Raw genomic sequence first — 19634 nt, forward strand, 5'->3', positions numbered from 1 at the left:
AATGTCCGTGACCCTGACCGCCGCGCGCGGCCCGCGCTGGGGCGAAAAACTCGCCTACCTGGCCTACCAGATCCGCCGCAGCCCGCTGACCATGGCCGGCCTCACGATCAGTTTTATCGTCTTGCTGTGCATGATCTTCGCCCCCTGGCTGGCCAGCCACGATCCCAATGCCCTGGACCTCGGCGCGCGCCTGATGCCACCGTCCGCCGAACATTGGTTCGGTACCGATGAGGTCGGCCGGGACCTGTTCAGCCGCGTTTTGTTCGGCAGCCAGCAATCGGTGGGCGTCGGCCTGTTCGTGGCCTTTGCTTCCTGTTTGATCGGTGGTTTGCTGGGCTGTTTTTCCGGGGTGATCGGCGGGCGTTTCGACGCGCTGATCATGCGCCTGATGGACATCATGCTGTCGGTGCCATCCCTGGTGCTGATCATGGCCCTGGCCGCCGCGCTGGGCGCCAGCCTGTTCAACGCCATGCTGGCGATCACCCTGGTGCGAATCCCATCCTATGTGCGGCTGGCCCGCGGCCAGGCCTTGAGCATCCGCCAGATGGGCTACGTCAAGGCCGCCCAGACCTTCGGCGCCGGACGCTGGCATATGGTCCACTGGCACGTGGCGCGCAACGCCATGCCACCGTTGCTGGTGCAACTGAGCCTGGATATCGGCAGCGCCATTCTCATGGCCTCGGCCCTGGGCTTTATCGGCCTGGGGGCACAGCAACCGACCGCCGAATGGGGCGCGATGGTCGCCACCGGGCGCAACTACATCCTGGATAACTGGTGGTATTCGACCTTTCCCGGCCTGGCGATCCTGATCACCGCCACCGGTTTCAACCTGCTGGGCGATGGCGTGCGCGATCTGCTCGACCCACGGCAACAGGGGAAATGACCATGCCGACCTCCAACCCTGTATTGGCCATCGACAACCTGAGCCTGGAATTCCCGGCCTACAAGAACAACGTCAAGGCCTTGAATGGCGTCACCCTGCACGTCAATCCCGGCGAAATCGTCGGCGTGGTCGGCGAGTCCGGCTCGGGCAAGTCGGTCACCGCGATGCTCAGCATGCGCCTGCTGCCCGAACGCAGTTATCGCATTACCGCCGGCAGCTTGAGCATGCTTGATCGCGACATGCTGGCGGCCTCCGAGAAGGAGCTGCTGCAGATCCGCGGCCGCGATGCCGCGATGATTTTCCAGGAGCCGATGACCGCCCTGAACCCGACCCGACGCATCGGCCGGCAAATGCTCGACGTGATCATCCATCACCAGAAGATCAGCGCGGCCGAGGCCCGTCTCAAGGCCATCGCGCTGCTGCATGACATGCATATCGCCAGTCCTGAGCAAGTCCTGGAGAGCTATCCGTTCGAGCTGTCCGGCGGCATGCGCCAGCGGGTGATGATCGCGCTGGCGTTTTCCTGCGAACCGCAACTGCTGATCGCCGACGAACCGACCACCGCCCTTGATGTCACCGTACAACGCCAGGTGCTGTTGCTGCTCAGGGAGAAAGCCCGGCAGAAAGGCACCGCCATTTTGCTGATCACCCATGACATGGCCCTGGTCTCGCAGTTCTGCGACCGGGTTTATGTGATGTACACCGGGGCCGTGGTCGAGCAGGGCCTCACCGCCGATGTGATGAACAACCCGCAGCACCCTTATACCCAGGGGCTGCTCAGCGGCCTGCCCGAGATGGTCGAGCCAGGGCTGCCACTGATGACCATTCCCGGGCAAGTACCGAATCTGGCCGCCCTGCCCGTCGGCTGCACCTTCGCGGAACGCTGCGCCCACAGCATGCCGATCTGCGCCCAGCGTCCGAGCCTCAACCCCATCAACGGTAATGAGCAACGCAAAAGTGCGTGCTGGTTACCGGTCAAGGAGCTTTCGTGATGAACAGTGCCGTGATTCACGCCGTGACCGACATGGCCCCCGAGATTCTCCGGCTGGACGACGTGCGCGTACGTTTCCCGGTGAGCAACGACTGGCTGGGCCGACCACGGGGTTACGCCCACGCGCTGAACGGTATCGACCTGCAAGTCAGGGCCGGCGAAACCCTGGGTATCGTCGGCGAGTCGGGCTGCGGTAAAAGCACCCTGGCCCAACTGCTGATGGGGTTAGTGGCACCGAGCAGCGGCGCACTGAACTGGGCCGCTCGCACCGACGGCAAAGGCAGCAGCAATGTCCAGATCGTGTTCCAGGACCCGCAATCCTCTCTAGATCCGCGCCTGCCGATCTGGAAAATCATCACCGAGCCGCTGTACGCCCGGGGTCATGCACCGCGTGGGCAAATGCGTGATATCGCGGCCCGGGTCGCGGCCCAGGTGGGCATACGTGCGGAATACCTCGACCGCTTCCCCCATCAGTTTTCCGGTGGCCAGCGCCAGCGGATCGCGATTGCCCGCGCCCTCTCTTCAGACCCGGACATCATTGTCCTCGACGAACCGACCTCCGCCCTGGATATCTCGGTTCAGGCGCAGATCCTCAACCTGCTGGCGGAGCTGCAACGCGCCCGCAACCTGACCTACATCCTGATTTCCCATAACGTGTCGGTCGTGCGGCATATGGCCGACCGGGTGGCGGTGATGTACCTGGGACAGATCGTCGAACTGGGCAGCGCCGCCCAGGTGCTGGAGCAGCCACGTCACCCCTACACCCGCCTGCTGCTCGAAGCGGTGCCGCGACTCGGCGTGCCCCTGCAGGCGGAACAGGTAGCGGCGCCGACCGAACTGCCGGGGAACCGGCGCCTTCCAGAGGGCTGTTTCTTTCGTGAAAGGTGCAGCTTGTGTACTGCCGGCTGTGAAAAGCCGCAGGCCTTGCTGGGAGAGGAGCCGCAGCGGGTCAGGTGCCATGTGCAAGGCTGACAGGCGTTCGGTTTTCAAAATGTGACGCCGCGCGTTGAGAATGACACTAATGTTCTGTAGGCCATTCGGATTTTTCACGTCACGGACCTCTGGACACCATGAGAAAAACAACAAAGCAGCTGCTGGTTCACGAAATTGCCGACTGGCATCACCGCGGCCTGATCGATGCCGAAGCCCGCAAGCGCCTGAGCGCACCCTACGAACAACCGGGCCAGCTGTTATCCAACGTCCTGCAATGGCTGGGGATCGGCGCGGTCCTGCTGATCGGCATGGCGGTGCTGGGGGGCTTGAGCCTGTTCAGCCAGTCGGTGACGGTCGGCGCCGTGCTGTTCTTCTTTGCCGGGGCCGGCTTGTGGTGGGGCGGTGTGCGCATGGCCCGCGATCCGGCCCAGCGCACGCCGGTTACCGGTGTGGCGATCCTGACCATCGGCCTGATCCTGATCGGCGCCAGCCTGTTGCTGAGCACTTCAGATAATGACGTGGGCGAGTATGGCAATCTACCGTTGGCGCTGCTGGTCACCGCGCTGCTGAGCGCCCTCACCGCCTACCGTTATCGTCTACGCTGGCCGCTTCTCCTGGGCCTGCTGTGTGCATTCCATGGGCTGGGCGCGTGGGGCCGGTATGTTGGGCACGGCGGTTATTTTTTCGATATCCAGGACCCGCGTTCGATGGCCGTGATTGCCGCGCTGGCAGCGGCATTGGGTTTAGGCCACCAGCTGGCCGAGGAGCGCCAATTGCGCCGCTTCTGTGGGTTTGGCCGACTGTATGTGATCTTCGGGCTGCTCTACCTCAACTGCTCCCTCTGGTTTCTCAGCCTCGATGATTTAGGCAGCGACACGCGCATATGGACCCTGCTGTTTACCCTGGTAGCCATCGGGCAACTGGTGGTCGGCGCACGCTTCAAGCATCCGAGCTTTACCGGTTTCGCCGTGGTGTTCCTGGGCATCGACCTGTACACCCGCTTTTATGAGTACTCCTGGGACCGCCTGGGCATTGCAACGTTTTTCGCGGTGGCCGGGATCATCGGCCTGTTACTGGGCTGGTCATTTGAACGCATGGCCCTGCGCGTCAAGGGAGCAGCACAATGAGCCCGGATCAGCGTAATCAACAGGTGCACAACGCACTGGATCAATGGCTGCGAGACGGCCAGATCGACATCGACCAGCACGCACGCATTGGCGAGCGTTATGTACTGACGCGCTGGGACTGGCGCTCGCTGGGCCGCTGGTTCCTGACCTTTGGCGCGATCAGCCTGGCGGCGGGGTTGCTGCTGTTTCTGCGCGAACACCTGGAATTCACCTTGCCGAAACTGGCCGTCAGCCTGGCGCTGGTAACCCTGGGACTGTTTGTTGGCGGGCGCTGGCTGATCGGCAGGCAGCTGAAACTGTTGGGCGGCACCCTTGAGTTGCTCGGTGGTTTTGCCTTGATCGGCACCAGTTTTGTGCTGGGCATGATCTATTCGGACGGTTCGGGCAACTGGCCGGCGCTGCTGCTGGTCGATCTGCTGATACTGCTGGTCCTCAGTTACGCCCTGAACAACGTCTTGCTGTTGACCCTGTGCAGCGTGCTGTTCTTTGTCTGGTTTGGCGGGCGCAGCGGCTATCAGTCCGGCTGGGGCGCCTACTGGTTCGGCATGAACTACCCGCTACGTTTTCTCGGCGCTGCGGTCGCGTTGATCGCGGCGGGCGTGGTGCATCTGCGCGGCGAGGCCGGGTGGCTGGGACGTTATGGCGGCTTTGCCAAGGTGTGGATTTCCTGCGGTTTGTTTGTCGGCGAAATGTCCCTGTGGCTACTGTCGCTGTTTGGCAGCTACGAGCTGATCGATGGCCCCTGGCACCTGGCCGATGCCGGAGAACTGGTGATGTATAACGTGCTCTGGGCGCTGGTCAGCCTGGGGGTTCTCGCGCTGGGGATTCGCTTGCGTTTCGGCATGTTGGTGGGCTATGGCTCGACCTTCTTCATCATCCAGGTCTACACACTGTTCTTCACCCAGATCGCCGAGACCCTGGGTTGGCTGATGAGCTTGCTGATAGCCGGTGGCAGCCTGCTGGCGCTGGTGATCTGGCTGGAGTCCGAGCGGCAGAAACGCCGTGGCACGGCTGCCGAGGCTTGAGGCAGAGTCACCCTGCGAGAGCAAAACCCTCGCAGGGTGCCCGGCGTTATCGGATAAACGCCTGCAAGTCGCTGCCTAGAGCCCTGATCGCCACTTTAAAGTCATTGGTGGTGACGGCTTGGCTCGAATTTCTCAGGGTTTCACCAAAGACTTTACGCACCACCTTGGCCACAGTCTGGCCACTGCTCCCATCGATCAGTTCGGCTTCGATGTAAAGTTCGGTGCTCTGGTCGCGATGGCCCGTGGCGGCAGTCACGCCGCCGACGACGGCGGCGACCGGAACGATTTCATACCAGCGCATGCCTTCGTTCGACGCCGTAACACCAGTGATGGCAGCACGCATGATCAGCGTGCGCGAACCGACAGGCGCAGATTGAGCGTTCGGTACGATCCGGTATTTCTGGCCGAGGACGCTTTTGGCGTTGTTGGTCATGTACGCCTGCAACTCTTCAAGGGTCTTGAGATTGACCCTATCGTCGGGCCGAGGTGCCGGGTAGAGATCCAGTTGCTTGAACGCGACCGTATCGTAGGCGTTCGGGTTCCAGGAGGGGATGACCCAGCGCATCGCCTTCTGGCCGCTGCTGGTAGTAACTTCCTGCAAGTTGTTGTAGTTGGACAAGAAGCCGGAGTACTGCGACTTCTCGGTGATTTTCGAGGTACAGCCACCTAGCAACAGGCTACCGAATGCAACACCTAACAGGCATTTACGGACCGTGTTCATGTGTTCCTCACTTTTGGGTTTGATTGTTCCTTCAGGCAAGCCGACCACGTCATTTGCGAATCAATGTGGCAGGAACGAGTGTAGCCACAGATTGTCGGCGTTTCCCCTAAGGGCACCCTGTGTCCTGAAGTGTCGACCAGCTGCGCGCGGCGCCAGCAATAATGCTCGCCAACTGCCCGATGGCCTGCTGATGGGCCAGCACCAGGTCCTGTACCTGCGGGCCGGCCGATTGACGGATGACGCTGCTGCACGTCAGGCTGCGACGTTTCTCGCCGTCGCCGCGCAGGCTGATACTCCAGACCACATCGATCAAGGCGTACCGACCCGGCAGTGAGTCGAAACGTCGGACGTCGGTTTGCAGAGAGAGTGTCGCAAGGCCCTGGGCCTTGGGTAAGCCCGCCAGATCTCGGATACCCAGTTTGAGTTCCATCTGCCCGGCCAGGGCGTCATGGAACTCGTCGGCCAATGGCGCGCTCCAGCGCGAGGTTTCGAGGATCGTCAAGGCTCCGCTGCCCTGGCGAACAACCACTTGTGGCTGGTCGACCTGGACCGGTATGCGCACGGGCAGCATCTCGAACTGGAAGGCTGGCGCGGCTACATTCGTGCGCACTGTGCTATCTGTCGCCGTCGGCACCAGCGTGTAGTAGTGGGTCGGCGCCGAGCTGCAGGCCGCCAGGCCCAAGGTGGTGAAAACGGCCAGGAAGCGACTGGTCATAGTGTTCATTCCTGGTCAATGTCCCGAGAGGTGGACGGCGAGGATTGATAGCGATCGGGCTGGTTTTCTTTGAGGCGTCCACGAATCAGTGCCTCGGGATGCCGCCCCAGGAAATCGGTCAGCACCCGCACCGAGCGAGCAGTACGCTGGAGCTCTTCCATCGTCCGGCCCAACTGCTGGCGCTGCGGTGAGTCTTCGGAAAGGCTGTCATTGGCCGAGGCCACGGTTTTCCGGGTCTCAGCCAGGGTATCGCGCACTTGCGGCAAGACTTCGCCATTGACCTTTTTCAGGGTTTTCTGCAGTTCGCCGAGGCTACCATTGAGGTTTCCAGCAATCTGCTCGATCGGCAGCTTGCTGATCTTGTCGACCACGCTTTGCAATTGCTCCTGAAGTTTGTCCAGGCTGCCCGGTATCGTCGGAATCTCCAGCGGCCGTGCCGCCACGTCGAACGTCACAGGTTTCGCACCAGGGTCGAAATCCAGGGCGATGTAGAGTTGTCCGGTGAGCAGGTTGCCGTTCCGGGCCTGCGCCCTGAGCCCTCGCGAGACGAGTTCGGCCATCAATTGCGCACCTTGGGTTTCATCGTCCCCACCCCGAAGCTTCAATATTTTTTCATGGGCCTTACCCAGCCTGTTCGGGTAAATCACGGCCCCTACTAGGGTGGGGAAGTCTTTCTTGACCTCGTCATAATCCAGGTCTACCGACACCACTCGGCCAAGGGTCACCCCGTGAAAATCCACCGGTGCATTGACCACCAGGCCGCGCAGGGGCTGATCGAAACGCATGCGGAAGTAGCGCGGCTCGCCATCGGCGGGCGCCATGGCGGTGTCCTGATCCTTGAACAGCGTAAACCGCGCCCGTTCTTCAGCCTGCTGAGGATTGGGACTGTATTTGGGTTCAACAAAGGCTATCCCTCCGGCGAGAATCGAGGTCACGGACTCAGTGTTCACCTTCAGGCCGTCGGCGCTCAGGCTGATATCAACGCCACTGGCATTCCAGAAGCGCGTATCGCTCGTCACGAATTGGTCGTTTGGCGCGTGGACGAAGATCTCCACCTCGACACCTTTACCGTCCTCCGAGAGTTTGTAGGACACCACCTCGCCAACCGGAATGCGGCGGTAGTAGACGTTGGAGCCGATATCCAGCGAGCCGAGATTGTCGGTGTACAAGGTGTAACGCTTGCCCTTCTGACCGTAGGTGATGGGCGGTGGGGTCTCCAGGCCGATGAAGTCCTTTTTGCTCTTCTCCGATTCGCCGGCATCGGCGCCGATGAAAGCGCCGGACAGCAGTGTACCGATCCCCGAGACACCGTTAGCGCCGATGCGCGGGCGCACTACCCAGAACCGCGAGTCATCGGTGGCAAACGACTTGGCGGAGGCGTCCAGGTCAAGGGTGGTCTCGACGTGGCTGCGATCGTCTGCCAAGGCAATCGACGTCACTTTGCCGATCACCACGTTCTTGTATTTGACCTGGGTCTTGTTGACTTCCAGCCCTTCAGCCGTCAGAAAGCTCACGGTGATCTGCGGCCCCGCCTGCCTGGCGTTATGCACCACCATCGACAACCCGATCAGCGCCGCGACAATCGGCACCAGCCACACCAGCGATACGTTGAAGCGCCGACGCTTGACCTCGGGGCTGCCTGGAACCGGCGTATCGGCAGAACTTGGGTAGTCAGGCATTTTCAACCTCTGCGTCCCAGATAAGCCGGGGATCAAAACTCATGGCGGCGAACATCGTCAGTACCACCACCAGGCCAAAGAACAGGATGCCCATCCGCGGATCGATGGTACTCAGAGAACGAAACTGCACCAGGGCAGCGATCAGGGCCACCACCAGCACATCAAGCATGGACCAGTAACCCACCACTTCGATCAACCGATAGAGTTTGGAGCGCTCACGCATGGCCCAGCGACTGCGGCGTTGACAGGTAATCAGCAGCATACCCAGCACCAGAAACTTCATGCACGGCACCGCCACGCTGGCAATGAAGATCAACAACGCCAGGTCCCACTCGCCTGCCTGCCAGAACTCCATGATCCCGCTGAAAATGGTGTTTTCACTGCCACTGCCAAAGATGTCGGTGTACATCACCGGCATCAGGTTGGCCGGGATGTAGCAGATCATGCTGGCCAGCAGCAGTGCCCAGGTGCGGGCCAGGCTATCGGGTTTGCGCCGATGCAGCCGGGCGTCACAGCGGGAGCAGCTCGCGTCCGCCAATGGGCAGGCCTGCCCGCAGGTGTGACACAGGGCCAGATTCATTTCACTGGCATAGGGCGGCCTGCTCACGGAATAACGCCCTCCAGGTCTTGCCACAGCCGACGGATACCTTTGCCCGAAATCAGGATGATCAACACCGTCAGCATGGCCAGTGCCCACAACCCGAGTCCCGGATGCACATCGAGCATGCCGGCCAGTTTGATGATGGCCACCAGAATCCCCAGCAAACACACTTCGAGCATGCTCCAGGGACGCAATTGCTCCAGGGTTCGCATACAGATCTTGAAGCCGGGAGCCGCGCGCCCGACCAGGGCAAAACTGAGTACCCAGCACAACAAGATGATTTGCAGCATAGGCGCAAGGATGATCGCCAGTCCCGCCACGGCCGCTATTACGCTGATTTGTCCCTGTGCCAGGGCTTCCACGGACTGCCACAGCGTCGCCTGGTTACTCAGGCCTTGCAGGCTGATGGAGATCACCGGAAACGCGTTGGCGAAAACGAAAAGCAGCGCCGCGCTGATGGACAGCGCGAGGAGTTGTTGAAGGCTGAGTTGGCCGCCACGGGCCAGAATGGCCGAGCAACGGACACAACGCGCAGTCTGCCCTTTGGCCAGAGGTACGGCTGTGTACACCGAATCGCAATGCTCGCAGATGATCCAGGCTGGAGAAGAGGTCATAGGCTCGTCCGTGGCTTACAGAGGATTCATTCCCACGAGCCGGACAAGATCGCCAGGCTCAAGGGACGAGTTTCTTGTGGGATCAAATCATCATAGAAGCCCGGATCGAAACCGGTTGCTATTTGACGCATAAAATCAACGGTCCCGCTCCAAAGCACCCACAGCGGACACCGGTGTTACTGGTGGTGCGCAACTCTGACCAGCGCGCCGCGTGTGTTAGTCTGAATCGATGACAGATGAAACTCGGCCGGTCAGAGAAGTACAGGGCAAACTTGGCTCGACTCACAGCGCCTTGTACGCCCCTCATTCAGCCCTCACCGGCTGCATCCGAGCCTATCTATCGCGCAGCACCCGCGAAATCGCCGCCCTGACTCCCGAGGAGCGTCGCAATCACTTCCCACCCACCTCTACCTGCGTCATCGTTTGGGTTATCCGCGGGCAGGATTCTCGCGTGCCCGACAAATGCACGTCCTTGCCCGTTGCATTTTCAGGCCCACACACGCGCCCCTCGTTCAGCGACAACGGAAACGAGGTTCATTTCTTCACGCTGCTGATCTATCCCGATGCCATACAGGCACTCACCGGCCTGGAGATCAGGCCGCACATCAACTGTTACAGCCCGTTCGCCTCACTGTTCGATTCAGACTGGCAGGACATGGCACACGCGGTACTGACGGCCCCGGATGATGGGGCGCGGGTCAGGTTGATCGAGGAATTCCTGGGGCCGCGCTGGGCGGCGGCCCAATCGGCGACAGCCACGCAGAACCACGACTCAGTGACTACCGCGCCCCCTTACTCGGCGGCAATGGCCCGTGCACATCGCCTGGCAGCCTGGTCCAGCGATGTGGCCCTGCGCGCAACCGTTCAAGGCCGAGGCCAGAGCGAACGACAGGTCGACAGGCGGATCAAGAGCTGGACCGGCCAGACGCTACGGCAACTGCGTGGCCTGGGTCGGATAGAAGAAGTGCTACTGGCGGCGAATCCAGTCGCATCGGGTGTCGCGCCAGCATGGTCCAAGCTGGCTGCTGACAGCGGTTTCTCCGATCAACCCCATCTGTGCCGAGAGTTCCGACGCTACACCGGATTCAGTCCGGATGAATTGAAACGCTGCCTGGACCATGAAAGCTTCTGGGTCTACCGCATCTGGGCTTAGGCCCCCTCCAGTTTGTCCGAAACATTCAATACGGCGCCGGATTGCACGGATATATTCGAGGTCTGTTCCACTCCGAGGCGAATCGGCCGCCCAATAAAATGACACTTCGATTTCATACCGTCTGTACATGGGTTTGTGCATTGTGCCTGGCACTGGCCCTGATCTGGATGTGGGTGCCAGAACTTCTGCTGCAAAGCTGGAATGTCGGCTACACCGAGGCAACCGGTTTGGTGGCGCGGCGCTCGGCCGCACTATTCCTGGGCATCGCCCTGATGCTGGCGCGCTTGCGCAGCGCCCCGCCCTCAGTTGCCAGAACGGCGGTAGCCGATGGCTTCGCCGTGACCGGCGGCGTCCTGGCGGTGTTGGGTGTGGGGGAACTGTGGGCGGGTCATGCGGGGCCGGGTATCTTGTCGGCCGTACTGGTGGAGCTCATTACCGCCTGGGCGCTCGCGTCCAGCGTTCGACACAAACCTGCCCCCAGGTCTGAGGAGCCGTAGCCTGCCAGGTGTCACGTCCAGAGCTGACGCTGGGGCGCATCCCGGCAGGGCCGACTGACAACCGCCAGCCCTGCCGCTGATATACCGAGAGTGTTATTGATCATCCTCACGCCGTGGCAACGGCGGCCGGTACTCATTGGCCTCTTCGGCATCGGGCGCTTGCATGGAGCTCGCGGGCATGAATACATGGGTCAGCAGCTCGCGGGCATCGACGTCGAGCACCCCAGGCACCGCGCGGACCCGATCAATGACCTGCTCGCACTGGCGATGGGTCAGCACCCGGCCACTCAACGACACCGTACCGGCATGGGTTTTCACATGGATATGCAGGCTTTGCGCGGAGTCCGCCATGGCCAGGGCGGATTTGACCCGGGCGGTGGTCCACGTGTCGTGCACGGCCATGCCCAGATCGTGGGAGTAATGCTGCAAGGAATGGTTTTTCATGGCAGAACCCTCTGTCGAGTCTTCAGACGTACTGTTCATACCCGGGGCGCGGCTGTGGAGTACGCGCCACCGCCACACAGACGCTGATTAATTATAGTGCGCTCTGCCCAAAAGCGACGGCAGGCGCCCGGCGGCACCCCATCCAACCCCTACTCGGAACGCGACTGAGCCCGGACCCGCCGGAAGGCATGGGGCGATTCCCCCGTCCAGCGCTTGAACGCATGGATAAAGCTGGCGGATTCCGAATACCCCAACGTCTCGGCAATCTGCTCGATCTGCAGGCGCGAGCCCGTCAGCAAACGTTCGGCCATGGCCTGGCGCACTTCGTCGCACAAGCCGAGATAGGTCGCGCCCTCCTCCTGCAAGCGGCGCCGCAAGGTCCGCACCGACATGCACAAAGTGATAGCCAGCGGCCCCATCGCCGGCATGGCGGCCGGCTGCGCGGCCAGCAACTCGCGCACCCGCCCGGCCAACCCGGCGCTCTTCGGCCCGACCGGCAAACCTCGGCGACACTGGTCATGGGCGATATGCAGCGCCAGGGGATCGGCCAACGCCAGCAGGATATCCGCGTCGGCCTGGCTGAAGACCAGGGCGCTTTTCGGCGCATTGAAGCGCGGGCGTACACCGATGAATTGCTGATAGAGCGCCATATCGGCCGGCTCGGCAAAGCTGAACTCGATGGCCCGAGGGATCGCCGTGCGTCCGAGCAGATCGCTGGCGATCTTCAATCCGGCGACAAAGGAGCGCTCGACGATAAACGGGCGCAAATCCAGGGGGATATCGCTCTCTTCGCATTCGATCCGCAGGTCCGTCGCCTGGGCGTCGACCACCACGCGCACCAGGCTGGCATTCAACTCCGAGTAATACGGAATCAGTGAAAAGGCATCGCGCAACGTGGAACTGCTGACCAGGGCAAAGCCCAGCGCGGCCAGTGAAGTGAAGTGGTAGCGCGAACCCACTTCCAGGCCCAGGCCTGTGACGCACCCACAGTGCTTGAGCAGGTTACGGATCAGGCGAAATTCCTGCTCGAAGGAAACCAGATGGGTCGGGGCTTCCAGGTCCGCAGGCTCAAGTCCGGAGCCGGCAAGAAAGTCCACGGTCGACAGGCCACGCTCAACGCCGACCCTGGCCATGATCACCGCGCTGCTGATGCTACGCTGTTGATTATTCACTCGCGCGTCGACTCCGCTGAAAGGAACCCAAGGTCGATCACAGTGCACTCCCTATCAATAATATGGCCGAACAGATCATGTTCACCCCAGACGCCATCTCTAGACTATTGCTAACGCAAGACCGCGCAACACTCGCCCGCTTCGATCCGGACACTAACCGTCAGCGGCGCTCTCCATTTTGCCCATTTGACCAGAAGCCTCGACCGAGATGAACACCCGCCCTCCCCGTATCCCCCGTCCGGACAGACGCCTGCCAGGCAGCGCAAAAGTGCTGGCCGGAGCACTGGCCTGCCTGGCACTGGCCGGCTGCAAGCAACCGCCGTCGATCAGCGTAGTCGGTGCGTATTTCCCGGACTGGCTGTTTTGCGCGATCGCCGGCGTCCTGCTGACCCTTCTGGTCAGGGCCGTGCTGCTCAGGACACAGCGTACCCCATGGCTAAAGCCATGGGTGCTGAGCTACCCACTGCTGGCGCTGGTTTTTTCGCTGTTGAGCTGGCTGGTCTTTTTCTAACCCGGGCGTTTCCCCATGCAAACACATTCGTCATCACAGGTTCCTCGTCGACTGCTCATCGCCGCCCTCTGCATCGCCGCCCTGGGCCTGCTGCTCTGGGTGATCGCCCGGCTGGATGCGCAGCCGCGCACCGACGACGCCTACGCCTATGCCGATACCGTCAATGTCACCCCGCAGGTCAGCGGGCGCATCGTCGAGTTGCCGGTGCGGGAAAACCAGCAGGTGCATCAGGGCGATGTGCTGATGCGCATCGATCCACGCCCCTACCAGGCGGCACTGGACGAGGCCAAGGCGTCGCTGGTGGAGCTGGATCGGCAGATCGGCCTGAACGAACGGCAGATCGCCGCCCAACGCTTGAACGCCGAAGCCGCCCATGCCGAAATCGAGCGGGTCCAGGCCCAGGCCAAGCAAAGCGGCGACACCCTCAGGCGCCAGGAAGCCCTGCTGTCCCACGGTTATATCTCCGCGGAAGCCATCGACCAGTCACGAACTTCCAGGCTCAGCGCCTTGTCGCAACTCAATGTCAGCCAACTGCAAGCGCGCCAGGCCAGCACCGCGGTCAGCGGCGTCGATGCCCAGGTGGCCCATCGGGCGGTGATTGAAGCGCAGATCGCCCGGGCGGCACTGAACGTCGAGTACAGCACTGTTCGCGCGCCGTTCGACGGCCGTGTGGTCGGCCTCAAGACCACCGCCGGCCAGTTCGCCTCGGCAGGCCAGTCGGTGTTCAGCCTGATCGACACCGGGCATTGGTTCGTGGTCGCGAATTTTCGCGAAACCGAGCTGAAAAATATTCGCCCGGGCGACGCCTCCACCGTCTACCTGATGAGCGATACCCGCCGGACATTCAGCGGCAATGTCGACTCGATCGGCTTTGGCGTATTTCCGGACGATGGCGGGAGTGATGTCAACGGCTTGCCCAAGGTCGCGCGGTCGATCAACTGGGTCCGGGTTTCACAACGTTTTCCGGTGCGCATCCGGGTCAATGGCTCGGACCTGCAGCCGTTTCGCCTTGGGGCGTCGGCGGTGGCGGTCATCAACACCGGTAACAGCCCGACGCCCGCCTCGACGACCCCGACGCCATGAAGGGAGAAGCGCGGGGACAATCGTTATGGGACATTTTCAAGGAAGAAATGAGCGATCACCCTGGCCGAGTGAACGCGGTCCTTCGTCATCTGCTCGCCTGCACGATCGTCATCCTGATCGCCATGAGCTTGCAGGTGCCGTTGCTGTCGATCTCCCTGGTGCTGGTGTTCTTCGTGAGCCAGTCGAGCGTGGCCCTGACCCGGATGCTCGGCACGCTGTTTATCGTCAGCACCACGCTGGCCGTGGGCGTGGCGATCCTGTTGCTCAAATTCAGCTTCGACTATCCCCTGTTGCGCATCACCGGCGCCAGCCTGGTGTTTTTCGCCAGCGTGTTTTTCATGCGCACTTGTCGGCTCGGTCCGTTGTTTTTCGTGATGGCCCTGATAACCATCTATATCCAGAGCCAGGTCGACCTCAATAACGATCCCGAAGCCCTGACCCGGGCCTGCCTCTGGGCCTGGATCGCGATTGTCTATCCGACGCTGGTGACCGTGGCGGTCAACACCCTGCTGCTACCGGCACCGCCGCCACCCGGTGAAGCGGCATCGGCCCCCAAGCCACCGCTGCTGGTGGCCGATGCCTTTGAAAACCCGGTCTATCTGCAGTTCGCCTTCAAGACCCTGCTCGCCGCGCTGGTGTGCTACCTGCTGTACACGGCGGTCGACTGGCCGGGTATCCACACCGCCATGCTCACCTGCCTGATCACGGCCATGCCGAGCCTGGAAAAAACCCTGCACAAAGGCCTGTTGCGCATCCTCGGCTGCCTGGTCGGCAGCGCCCTGGCCCTGATGTGCATGGTCTGGGTGGTGCCGCAGATCGACAGCATCGTCGGCCTGTTGCTGATGAGCCTGCCGGTGCTGGGCCTGGCCGCCTGGGTCAGCGCCGGTTCGCCGCGCAGCAGCTATGCCGGGATCCAGATCGTGTTCGGCTTCGACCTGGCGCTGCTGGCGGACTTTGCGCCGATGACCAATCTGAGCGAAATCCGCGATCGGCTGGTGGGCATATTGCTGGGGGTCATCGTGACAGCCCTGATTCATGCCGGATTGTGGCCGGAGTCCGCGAAAGCCTGAGGCCTGCCCTCTGCGGCAGATTGCCGCTGGCCTTTGCCAGTCGCGCTCGACGTGGCAAGATCACAGCCCTCTTCCTACCCCTGACCGGGAACCCACGTGCCCCGCACTCGAACCCAGCAGCGATTCGCAACCTGGATGGCCATGCTGGCCCTGGGTCTGCTGCTGTTCGTGCCGACGATTTCCCGTACCGTCCAGGCCCTGGAGCACCAGCCACCGAGTGGCATCGAGTGCCCCGCACATGCCATGGACATGTCCCACCCTTCGGGCGGGCACGAGCATAACGGCACCCACGAGACGCTCGACGCCTGCGGCTACTGCTCACTGTTTCACGACAGCCCGGCCCTGCTCTGGGCCGTGGCGGTACTGCCGCCGCTGGTGCCGGCCACCCCCACCCTTGTTTCCTGCAAAACACCCAACCCGGCCTATCAATGGCCCCTGGACCTGTGTCCGCGCGGGCCGCCCCAGGCCTGATCCAGGCAGTTCCCCAACAACAAACCATCCGCTGAACACCGCGAGCGCCCTGGCGCCCGTGGTTTTTCCGCGTGTTTTGTCGCCCTGAATCACGGATCCATACCGATGCCCATGACTCCCCAGCAACGCGCCCTCGGCGCGTTGAAGCGTCCGGCCGCCCTTTTGCCGGCTGGACGCCTGTCAACCCTGAACCACGCCCTGCTCTCGGCTCTGGCCAGCGGCCTGGTGCTGCTGCCGACCGCCCTGCCGGTACACGCCGACACCCCGGCGCCGAGCACCAGCAGTGCCGACGCCAACCCCATCGTCCTCGGCAATGTCACGGTGACCGCCGACGACCAGGTACAGCCGCTGCCCCATGCCATCGCCATCGCCCCGGCGGTGGTGGAAAGCCGCAGCGCCGAGCAGATCCAGGACAGCGTCAACCTGATGACCTCGGCCGAGGCCCTGAAATACCTGCCGAGCCTCGAAGTGCGCGAACGCTATATCGGCGACCGCAACGGCATCGTCTCCACCCGCACCACCGGGACCGTGTCCAGCGCCCAGTCGCTGGTCTACGCCGACGACCTGCTGCTCTCCAACCTGCTGGGCAACAGCTACAGCTTCCCGCCGCGCTGGGGCCTGGTCTCGCCCAGCGAGATTTCCCGGGTCGACGTCATGTATGGGCCGTTCAGCGCGCTTTACCCGGGCAACTCCCTGGGCGGCGTGGTCACCCTGGAAACCCGCATGCCGACCCGCCCGGAATTCCACGCGGCGATCACCGGCGCGCAACAGGACTTCAAGCTCTACGGCACCCACGAGAACTACAACAGCGGCAACGTCAGCCTGGCCGGCGGCAACCGCGTCGGGCCGTTCTCGGCCTGGGTCTCCTACGACCATCTCGACGCCCAGGGCCAGCCGATGAGCTTTGCCACCTCCAGCCTCTCGAGCAGGACCGCCGCGGCCTCGGCCACCCGCGTCAGCGGCGCGCAGCAGGACACCGACCAGAATGGCAACCCGCGCCTGGTGTTCGGCGGCTATTCCATCGACCACAGCGTCCAGGACCAGGGCAAGCTCAAGCTTGGCTGGGACATCAACCCGGACGTCACCGCGATCTACACCCTGGGTTTGTGGGCCGACGAGTCCCATACCAGCGTCGACAGCTACCTGACAAACAGCGCCACCGGCCAGACCTTCTACAACGGCCCGGTGAATATCGGCGGCAAGGCCTACACGGTGTCCGGCCTCAACCCCGGCAGCACCGACGAGCTGCATATCCTCAATGCCCTGTCGGTGGGCAGCGATACCCGGGGCCCGTTCGACTGGCATGCCGCCTACAGCAACTACCAGTACCTCAACGAAGAATCGCGCTCGGCTTCCAACTATGGCCAGACCTCGGCCGGCACCCGCCAGGTGCAGGACGGTACCGGTTGGCAGACCGGAGAGCTGCGCGGGATCTGGCGTCCGCAACCGCTGTTCGGCCAGGCCCATGAAGTCACCTTCGGCTATCACATCGATGACTACCTGCTGAAGCAGGACACCTACCAGGTCAGCGACTGGCAGAACGGCAATGGCGGAGCGAAGAGCGCGGCCTCCGGCGGCGAGACCCGCACCCAGGCACTGTACCTGCAGGACGTCTGGAAACTGGCGCCGCGCTGGACCCTGACCCTCGGTGGCCGCGAGGAATACTGGCAAGCCTTCGACGGCTTCAACCTCAACACCGCGACCACCCCGGCCCAGGTCAGCTACCCCGACCAGCGTCGCCACAACTTCTCGCCCAAGGCGGCGCTGGCCTTCGACATCACTCCGGAACTGCAAACACGCTTGTCCTACGGCCGCGCGGTGCGCTACCCGACGGTGACCGAGCTGTTCCAGCAGGTCACCAGCGGCAACCAGCTGGTACAGAACAACCCCAACCTCAAACCCGAGGACGTGCAATCCTACGACTGGACCACGCAGTACAGCTGGAGCCAGTACCAGATGCGCGTCTCGCTGTTCCAGGAGAATCGCCGCAACGCCCTGTTCTCGCAGACCGACACCACGGTCAGCCCCAACCTGACCCAGGTCGAGAACATCGACCGCGCACGTATCCGTGGCGTGGAAACCGTCCTCGATGCCCACGACGTCGGCCTCGACGGACTGGACCTGTCGGGCAGCATCACCTATGCCGAATCCGAGGTGCAGCAGGACAGCCTAGCGCCGGCCGCCGAAGGCAAGGAGTTCCCGCGTATCCCGCGCTGGCGCAGCCGGATCTCGGCGGTCTACCACCAGAACGCGCAGCTGACCTACGCCCTCGGCTACCGCTACTCCAGCGGCGCCTACAGCACCCTGCTGAACACCGACAGCAACCATGACACCTATGGCGGCATCAGCAGCTACAGCGTGTTCGACATCAAGGCCAGCTACAAGATCGACGCGCACCTGACGGCCTCGGCCGGCGTCGACAACCTGGGCAATGAAAAGTACTTCGTCAGCCCGCATCCCTATCAGCAGCGCACCGCCTTCCTGGGGCTCAACTATGACTATTGATCCGGCACTGCACGACGCCATTCACCAGAGCGGGAGCCTCGCCCCATGACCACTCTCACAACGGCCAACAAGCGCGCAGGGCTCTATCGGCTGATCTGGCGCTGGCATTTCTATGCCGGCCTGTTCTGCATTCCCTTTGTCCTCGCCCTGTCGCTGAGCGGTTCGATCTACCTGTTCCGTCCGCAGATCGACGCCTTGCTCGACAGCCCCTACAACCACGTCCAGGCCGATGCGCCACGGCGTCCGATCAGTGAACAGATACAAGCGGCCCTGGCGTTGGTGCCCGGCAGCGTACTCAACGCCTATCAACTGCCTGACGGTCCGACCGAGGCCGTGCAGATCCTGGTGGGTAAAGGCGATGCGTTGCAGCGGGTCTATATCGACCCGGTGACGGCCAAGGTGGTGCGCCAGGTGGCGGATGACGAGCGTTTCACCCGCCAGCTGTTCCACTTGCACGGTGAATTGCTGATGGGCGGCCTGGGTTCGGCGCTGGTGGAACTGGCCGCCGGCTGGACCATTGTCATGCTGCTTTCCGGGCTCTATCTCTGGTGGCCGAAAGGCGGTCGCCTGGCCGGCGTCGTCTATCCACGGTTGAAGCAGCGTGGCCGGTTGTTCTGGCGGGACCTGCATGCCGTGGTCGGGTTCTGGATTTCATTGTTCGCCGTCCTGCTGATTCTCAGCGGCCTGCCCTGGGCGACGGTCTGGGGCGGCGCCCTCAAGGAAGTGCGGCAGTGGGCCGCGAGCCACGCCGTGGAACAGGACTGGACCACCGGCCGGGCTTCGGAAATGGCCCAGCGGCGGGCGATGAACATGCCCATGACCGACGAGCACGCCAATATGCCTGGCATGCATCACGATATGCCGATGCCTATGCCGACGAGCACACCCGGCACTCCGGATTACAGCCCGCTGGAGCGCCTGGTGCCAATGGTCCAGGCGCTACACCTGCCGTCGCCGGTTCTGATCACCCCGCCCTCGGCGCAGTCGCCGAAATGGGCCGCACGCTCCGACACGGCAAACCGCCCACAGCGGGTCAACCTGACGCTAGACCCGGTCGGCGGCACGGTGCTCAAGCGTGTCGACTTCAGCCAGCGTCCCCTGCTCGACCGTGTCATCGGCTACGGCGTGGCGGTCCACGAAGGCCAACTGTTCGGCCTGGCCAACCAGTTGCTCGGCCTGCTCACCACCTTCGGCCTGATGACCCTGTCCCTCAGCGCCCTGGTGCTCTGGTGGCGCCGACGTCCCCAGGGCGCCCTCGGCGCACCGCCGGCCCTGGCCGAAAGCCGTTATCCGGCCGTCATGCTCGGTGTGCTGGTGCTGCTCGGCCTGTACCTGCCCTTGCTCGGCGCTTCCATGCTGGTGCTATGGCTGCTGGAGCGTTGCCTGCTGTCACGGGTCAGGCCGCTACGCAACTTCCTCGGCCTGGCCGCCGGATAAGG

The 19634-nt window shown here is 62.8% G+C and carries 20 protein-coding genes; 13 read left to right on the forward strand and 7 right to left on the reverse strand.

Translation table 11 applies throughout. The features are described 5' to 3' along the window. Window position 1: 1 nt before the first annotated feature. The 5 genes from ddpC to M5C71_RS15925 all read left to right on the forward strand — a co-directional run bounded on the left by ddpC (window position 2) and on the right by M5C71_RS15925 (window position 4959). On the forward strand, window positions 2–883 hold the full coding sequence (gene ddpC, locus M5C71_RS15905; protein ID WP_248768214.1) for a D,D-dipeptide ABC transporter permease: 882 nt from the start codon (window positions 2–4) through the stop codon (window positions 881–883). After that, entirely contained in the window at window positions 880–1875 is a 996-nt protein-coding gene (locus M5C71_RS15910) for an ABC transporter ATP-binding protein (RefSeq protein WP_248768215.1), read from the forward strand. The genes ddpC and M5C71_RS15910 overlap by 4 nt, the downstream gene beginning before the upstream one ends. Beyond that, window positions 1875–2846 carry an oligopeptide/dipeptide ABC transporter ATP-binding protein gene (locus tag M5C71_RS15915; RefSeq protein WP_248768216.1) on the forward strand — a complete coding sequence of 324 codons (972 nt, stop codon included), beginning with the start codon at window positions 1875–1877 and terminating at the stop codon, window positions 2844–2846. Before M5C71_RS15910 ends, M5C71_RS15915 begins: the two co-directional genes overlap by 1 nt. Window positions 2847–2944: 98 nt before the next feature. Continuing rightward, window positions 2945–3934 (forward strand): DUF2157 domain-containing protein, encoded by a 990-nt coding sequence (locus M5C71_RS15920; RefSeq protein ID WP_248768217.1) that lies wholly within the window; start codon window positions 2945–2947, stop codon window positions 3932–3934. Continuing rightward, on the forward strand, window positions 3931–4959 hold the full coding sequence (locus M5C71_RS15925) for a DUF2157 domain-containing protein (protein ID WP_248768218.1): 1029 nt from the start codon (window positions 3931–3933) through the stop codon (window positions 4957–4959). Before M5C71_RS15920 ends, M5C71_RS15925 begins: the two co-directional genes overlap by 4 nt. A gap of 46 nt (window positions 4960–5005) precedes the next feature. Here the strand turns inward: M5C71_RS15925 and M5C71_RS15930 are convergent, their stop codons facing one another. The 5 genes from M5C71_RS15930 to M5C71_RS15950 all read right to left on the reverse strand — a co-directional run bounded on the left by M5C71_RS15930 (window position 5006) and on the right by M5C71_RS15950 (window position 9289). After that, window positions 5006–5680: a DUF3313 domain-containing protein gene (locus tag M5C71_RS15930; RefSeq protein WP_103494285.1), complete on the reverse strand. Its 675-nt coding sequence runs from the start codon at window positions 5678–5680 to the stop codon at window positions 5006–5008. A gap of 106 nt (window positions 5681–5786) precedes the next feature. After that, window positions 5787–6395: a PqiC family protein gene (locus M5C71_RS15935; RefSeq protein ID WP_248768219.1), complete on the reverse strand. Its 609-nt coding sequence runs from the start codon at window positions 6393–6395 to the stop codon at window positions 5787–5789. A 5-nt stretch (window positions 6396–6400) separates the two neighbouring features. Continuing rightward, window positions 6401–8074, reverse strand: a complete 1674-nt coding sequence (locus tag M5C71_RS15940) for an MlaD family protein (protein WP_152741999.1) — start codon at window positions 8072–8074, stop codon at window positions 6401–6403. Next, window positions 8067–8681, reverse strand: a complete 615-nt coding sequence (locus M5C71_RS15945) for a paraquat-inducible protein A (protein ID WP_248768220.1) — start codon at window positions 8679–8681, stop codon at window positions 8067–8069. Before M5C71_RS15945 ends, M5C71_RS15940 begins: the two co-directional genes overlap by 8 nt. After that, window positions 8678–9289, reverse strand: coding sequence for a paraquat-inducible protein A (locus tag M5C71_RS15950; RefSeq protein ID WP_177103241.1), 612 nt, complete (start codon window positions 9287–9289; stop codon window positions 8678–8680). The genes M5C71_RS15945 and M5C71_RS15950 overlap by 4 nt, the downstream gene beginning before the upstream one ends. A gap of 451 nt (window positions 9290–9740) precedes the next feature. Here M5C71_RS15950 and M5C71_RS15955 point away from each other — a divergent pair, with 451 nt between their 5' ends. Then, complete coding sequence (locus M5C71_RS15955) at window positions 9741–10442, forward strand: AraC family transcriptional regulator (protein WP_248768221.1); 702 nt, start codon at window positions 9741–9743, stop codon at window positions 10440–10442. A gap of 140 nt (window positions 10443–10582) precedes the next feature. Beyond that, a complete protein-coding gene (locus tag M5C71_RS15960) occupies window positions 10583–10939 on the forward strand; it encodes a hypothetical protein (RefSeq protein ID WP_247263041.1) in 357 nt (118 codons plus the stop codon). Window positions 10940–11032: 93 nt separating this feature from the next. Here M5C71_RS15960 and M5C71_RS15965 read toward each other — a convergent pair whose 3' ends face one another. Further along, complete coding sequence (locus M5C71_RS15965; RefSeq protein WP_103494278.1) at window positions 11033–11383, reverse strand: BON domain-containing protein; 351 nt, start codon at window positions 11381–11383, stop codon at window positions 11033–11035. A gap of 149 nt (window positions 11384–11532) precedes the next feature. Further along, window positions 11533–12555, reverse strand: a complete 1023-nt coding sequence (locus tag M5C71_RS15970; protein ID WP_248768222.1) for an AraC family transcriptional regulator — start codon at window positions 12553–12555, stop codon at window positions 11533–11535. A gap of 208 nt (window positions 12556–12763) precedes the next feature. Between M5C71_RS15970 and M5C71_RS15975 the strand changes: the two genes are divergently transcribed. The 6 genes from M5C71_RS15975 to M5C71_RS16000 all read left to right on the forward strand — a co-directional run bounded on the left by M5C71_RS15975 (window position 12764) and on the right by M5C71_RS16000 (window position 19632). Next, entirely contained in the window at window positions 12764–13066 is a 303-nt protein-coding gene (locus tag M5C71_RS15975; RefSeq protein WP_248768223.1) for a YtcA family lipoprotein, read from the forward strand. Window positions 13067–13081: 15 nt separating this feature from the next. Next, window positions 13082–14149 carry a multidrug transporter subunit MdtN gene (gene mdtN, locus M5C71_RS15980; RefSeq protein ID WP_103494275.1) on the forward strand — a complete coding sequence of 356 codons (1068 nt, stop codon included), beginning with the start codon at window positions 13082–13084 and terminating at the stop codon, window positions 14147–14149. A 47-nt stretch (window positions 14150–14196) separates the two neighbouring features. After that, window positions 14197–15219, forward strand: coding sequence for an FUSC family protein (locus M5C71_RS15985; RefSeq protein ID WP_248768224.1), 1023 nt, complete (start codon window positions 14197–14199; stop codon window positions 15217–15219). 96 nt (window positions 15220–15315) lie between these two features. Next, complete coding sequence (locus M5C71_RS15990; protein ID WP_248768225.1) at window positions 15316–15690, forward strand: DUF2946 domain-containing protein; 375 nt, start codon at window positions 15316–15318, stop codon at window positions 15688–15690. A 105-nt stretch (window positions 15691–15795) separates the two neighbouring features. Continuing rightward, window positions 15796–18195, forward strand: a complete 2400-nt coding sequence (locus M5C71_RS15995) for a TonB-dependent receptor (protein WP_248768226.1) — start codon at window positions 15796–15798, stop codon at window positions 18193–18195. Window positions 18196–18240: 45 nt separating this feature from the next. Then, window positions 18241–19632 (forward strand): PepSY domain-containing protein, encoded by a 1392-nt coding sequence (locus tag M5C71_RS16000; protein ID WP_103499586.1) that lies wholly within the window; start codon window positions 18241–18243, stop codon window positions 19630–19632. Window positions 19633–19634: the final 2 nt, after the last annotated feature.

It is taken from the genome of Pseudomonas sp. MWU12-2345, from assembly GCF_023242385.1.
Classification (GTDB): domain Bacteria; phylum Pseudomonadota; class Gammaproteobacteria; order Pseudomonadales; family Pseudomonadaceae; genus Aquipseudomonas; species Aquipseudomonas gingeri_D.

What these genes read in the sequence shown, in the direction of transcription:
- M5C71_RS16000 (WP_103499586.1), top strand. Translation starts at nt 18,241, where the DNA reads ATGACCACTCTCACAACGGCCAACAAGCGCGCAGGGCTCTATCGGCTG.
- M5C71_RS15925 (WP_248768218.1), top strand. Translation starts at nt 3,931, where the DNA reads ATGAGCCCGGATCAGCGTAATCAACAGGTGCACAACGCACTGGATCAA.
- M5C71_RS15935 (WP_248768219.1), bottom strand. Translation starts at nt 6,395, where the DNA reads ATGACCAGTCGCTTCCTGGCCGTTTTCACCACCTTGGGCCTGGCGGCC.
- M5C71_RS15975 (WP_248768223.1), top strand. Translation starts at nt 12,764, where the DNA reads ATGAACACCCGCCCTCCCCGTATCCCCCGTCCGGACAGACGCCTGCCA.
- M5C71_RS15915 (WP_248768216.1), top strand. Translation starts at nt 1,875, where the DNA reads ATGAACAGTGCCGTGATTCACGCCGTGACCGACATGGCCCCCGAGATT.
- mdtN (WP_103494275.1), top strand. Translation starts at nt 13,082, where the DNA reads ATGCAAACACATTCGTCATCACAGGTTCCTCGTCGACTGCTCATCGCC.
- M5C71_RS15940 (WP_152741999.1), bottom strand. Translation starts at nt 8,074, where the DNA reads ATGCCTGACTACCCAAGTTCTGCCGATACGCCGGTTCCAGGCAGCCCC.
- M5C71_RS15920 (WP_248768217.1), top strand. Translation starts at nt 2,945, where the DNA reads ATGAGAAAAACAACAAAGCAGCTGCTGGTTCACGAAATTGCCGACTGG.
- M5C71_RS15965 (WP_103494278.1), bottom strand. Translation starts at nt 11,383, where the DNA reads ATGAAAAACCATTCCTTGCAGCATTACTCCCACGATCTGGGCATGGCC.
- M5C71_RS15930 (WP_103494285.1), bottom strand. Translation starts at nt 5,680, where the DNA reads ATGAACACGGTCCGTAAATGCCTGTTAGGTGTTGCATTCGGTAGCCTG.
- M5C71_RS15910 (WP_248768215.1), top strand. Translation starts at nt 880, where the DNA reads ATGACCATGCCGACCTCCAACCCTGTATTGGCCATCGACAACCTGAGC.
- M5C71_RS15950 (WP_177103241.1), bottom strand. Translation starts at nt 9,289, where the DNA reads ATGACCTCTTCTCCAGCCTGGATCATCTGCGAGCATTGCGATTCGGTG.
- ddpC (WP_248768214.1), top strand. Translation starts at nt 2, where the DNA reads ATGTCCGTGACCCTGACCGCCGCGCGCGGCCCGCGCTGGGGCGAAAAA.
- M5C71_RS15985 (WP_248768224.1), top strand. Translation starts at nt 14,197, where the DNA reads ATGAGCGATCACCCTGGCCGAGTGAACGCGGTCCTTCGTCATCTGCTC.
- M5C71_RS15995 (WP_248768226.1), top strand. Translation starts at nt 15,796, where the DNA reads ATGCCCATGACTCCCCAGCAACGCGCCCTCGGCGCGTTGAAGCGTCCG.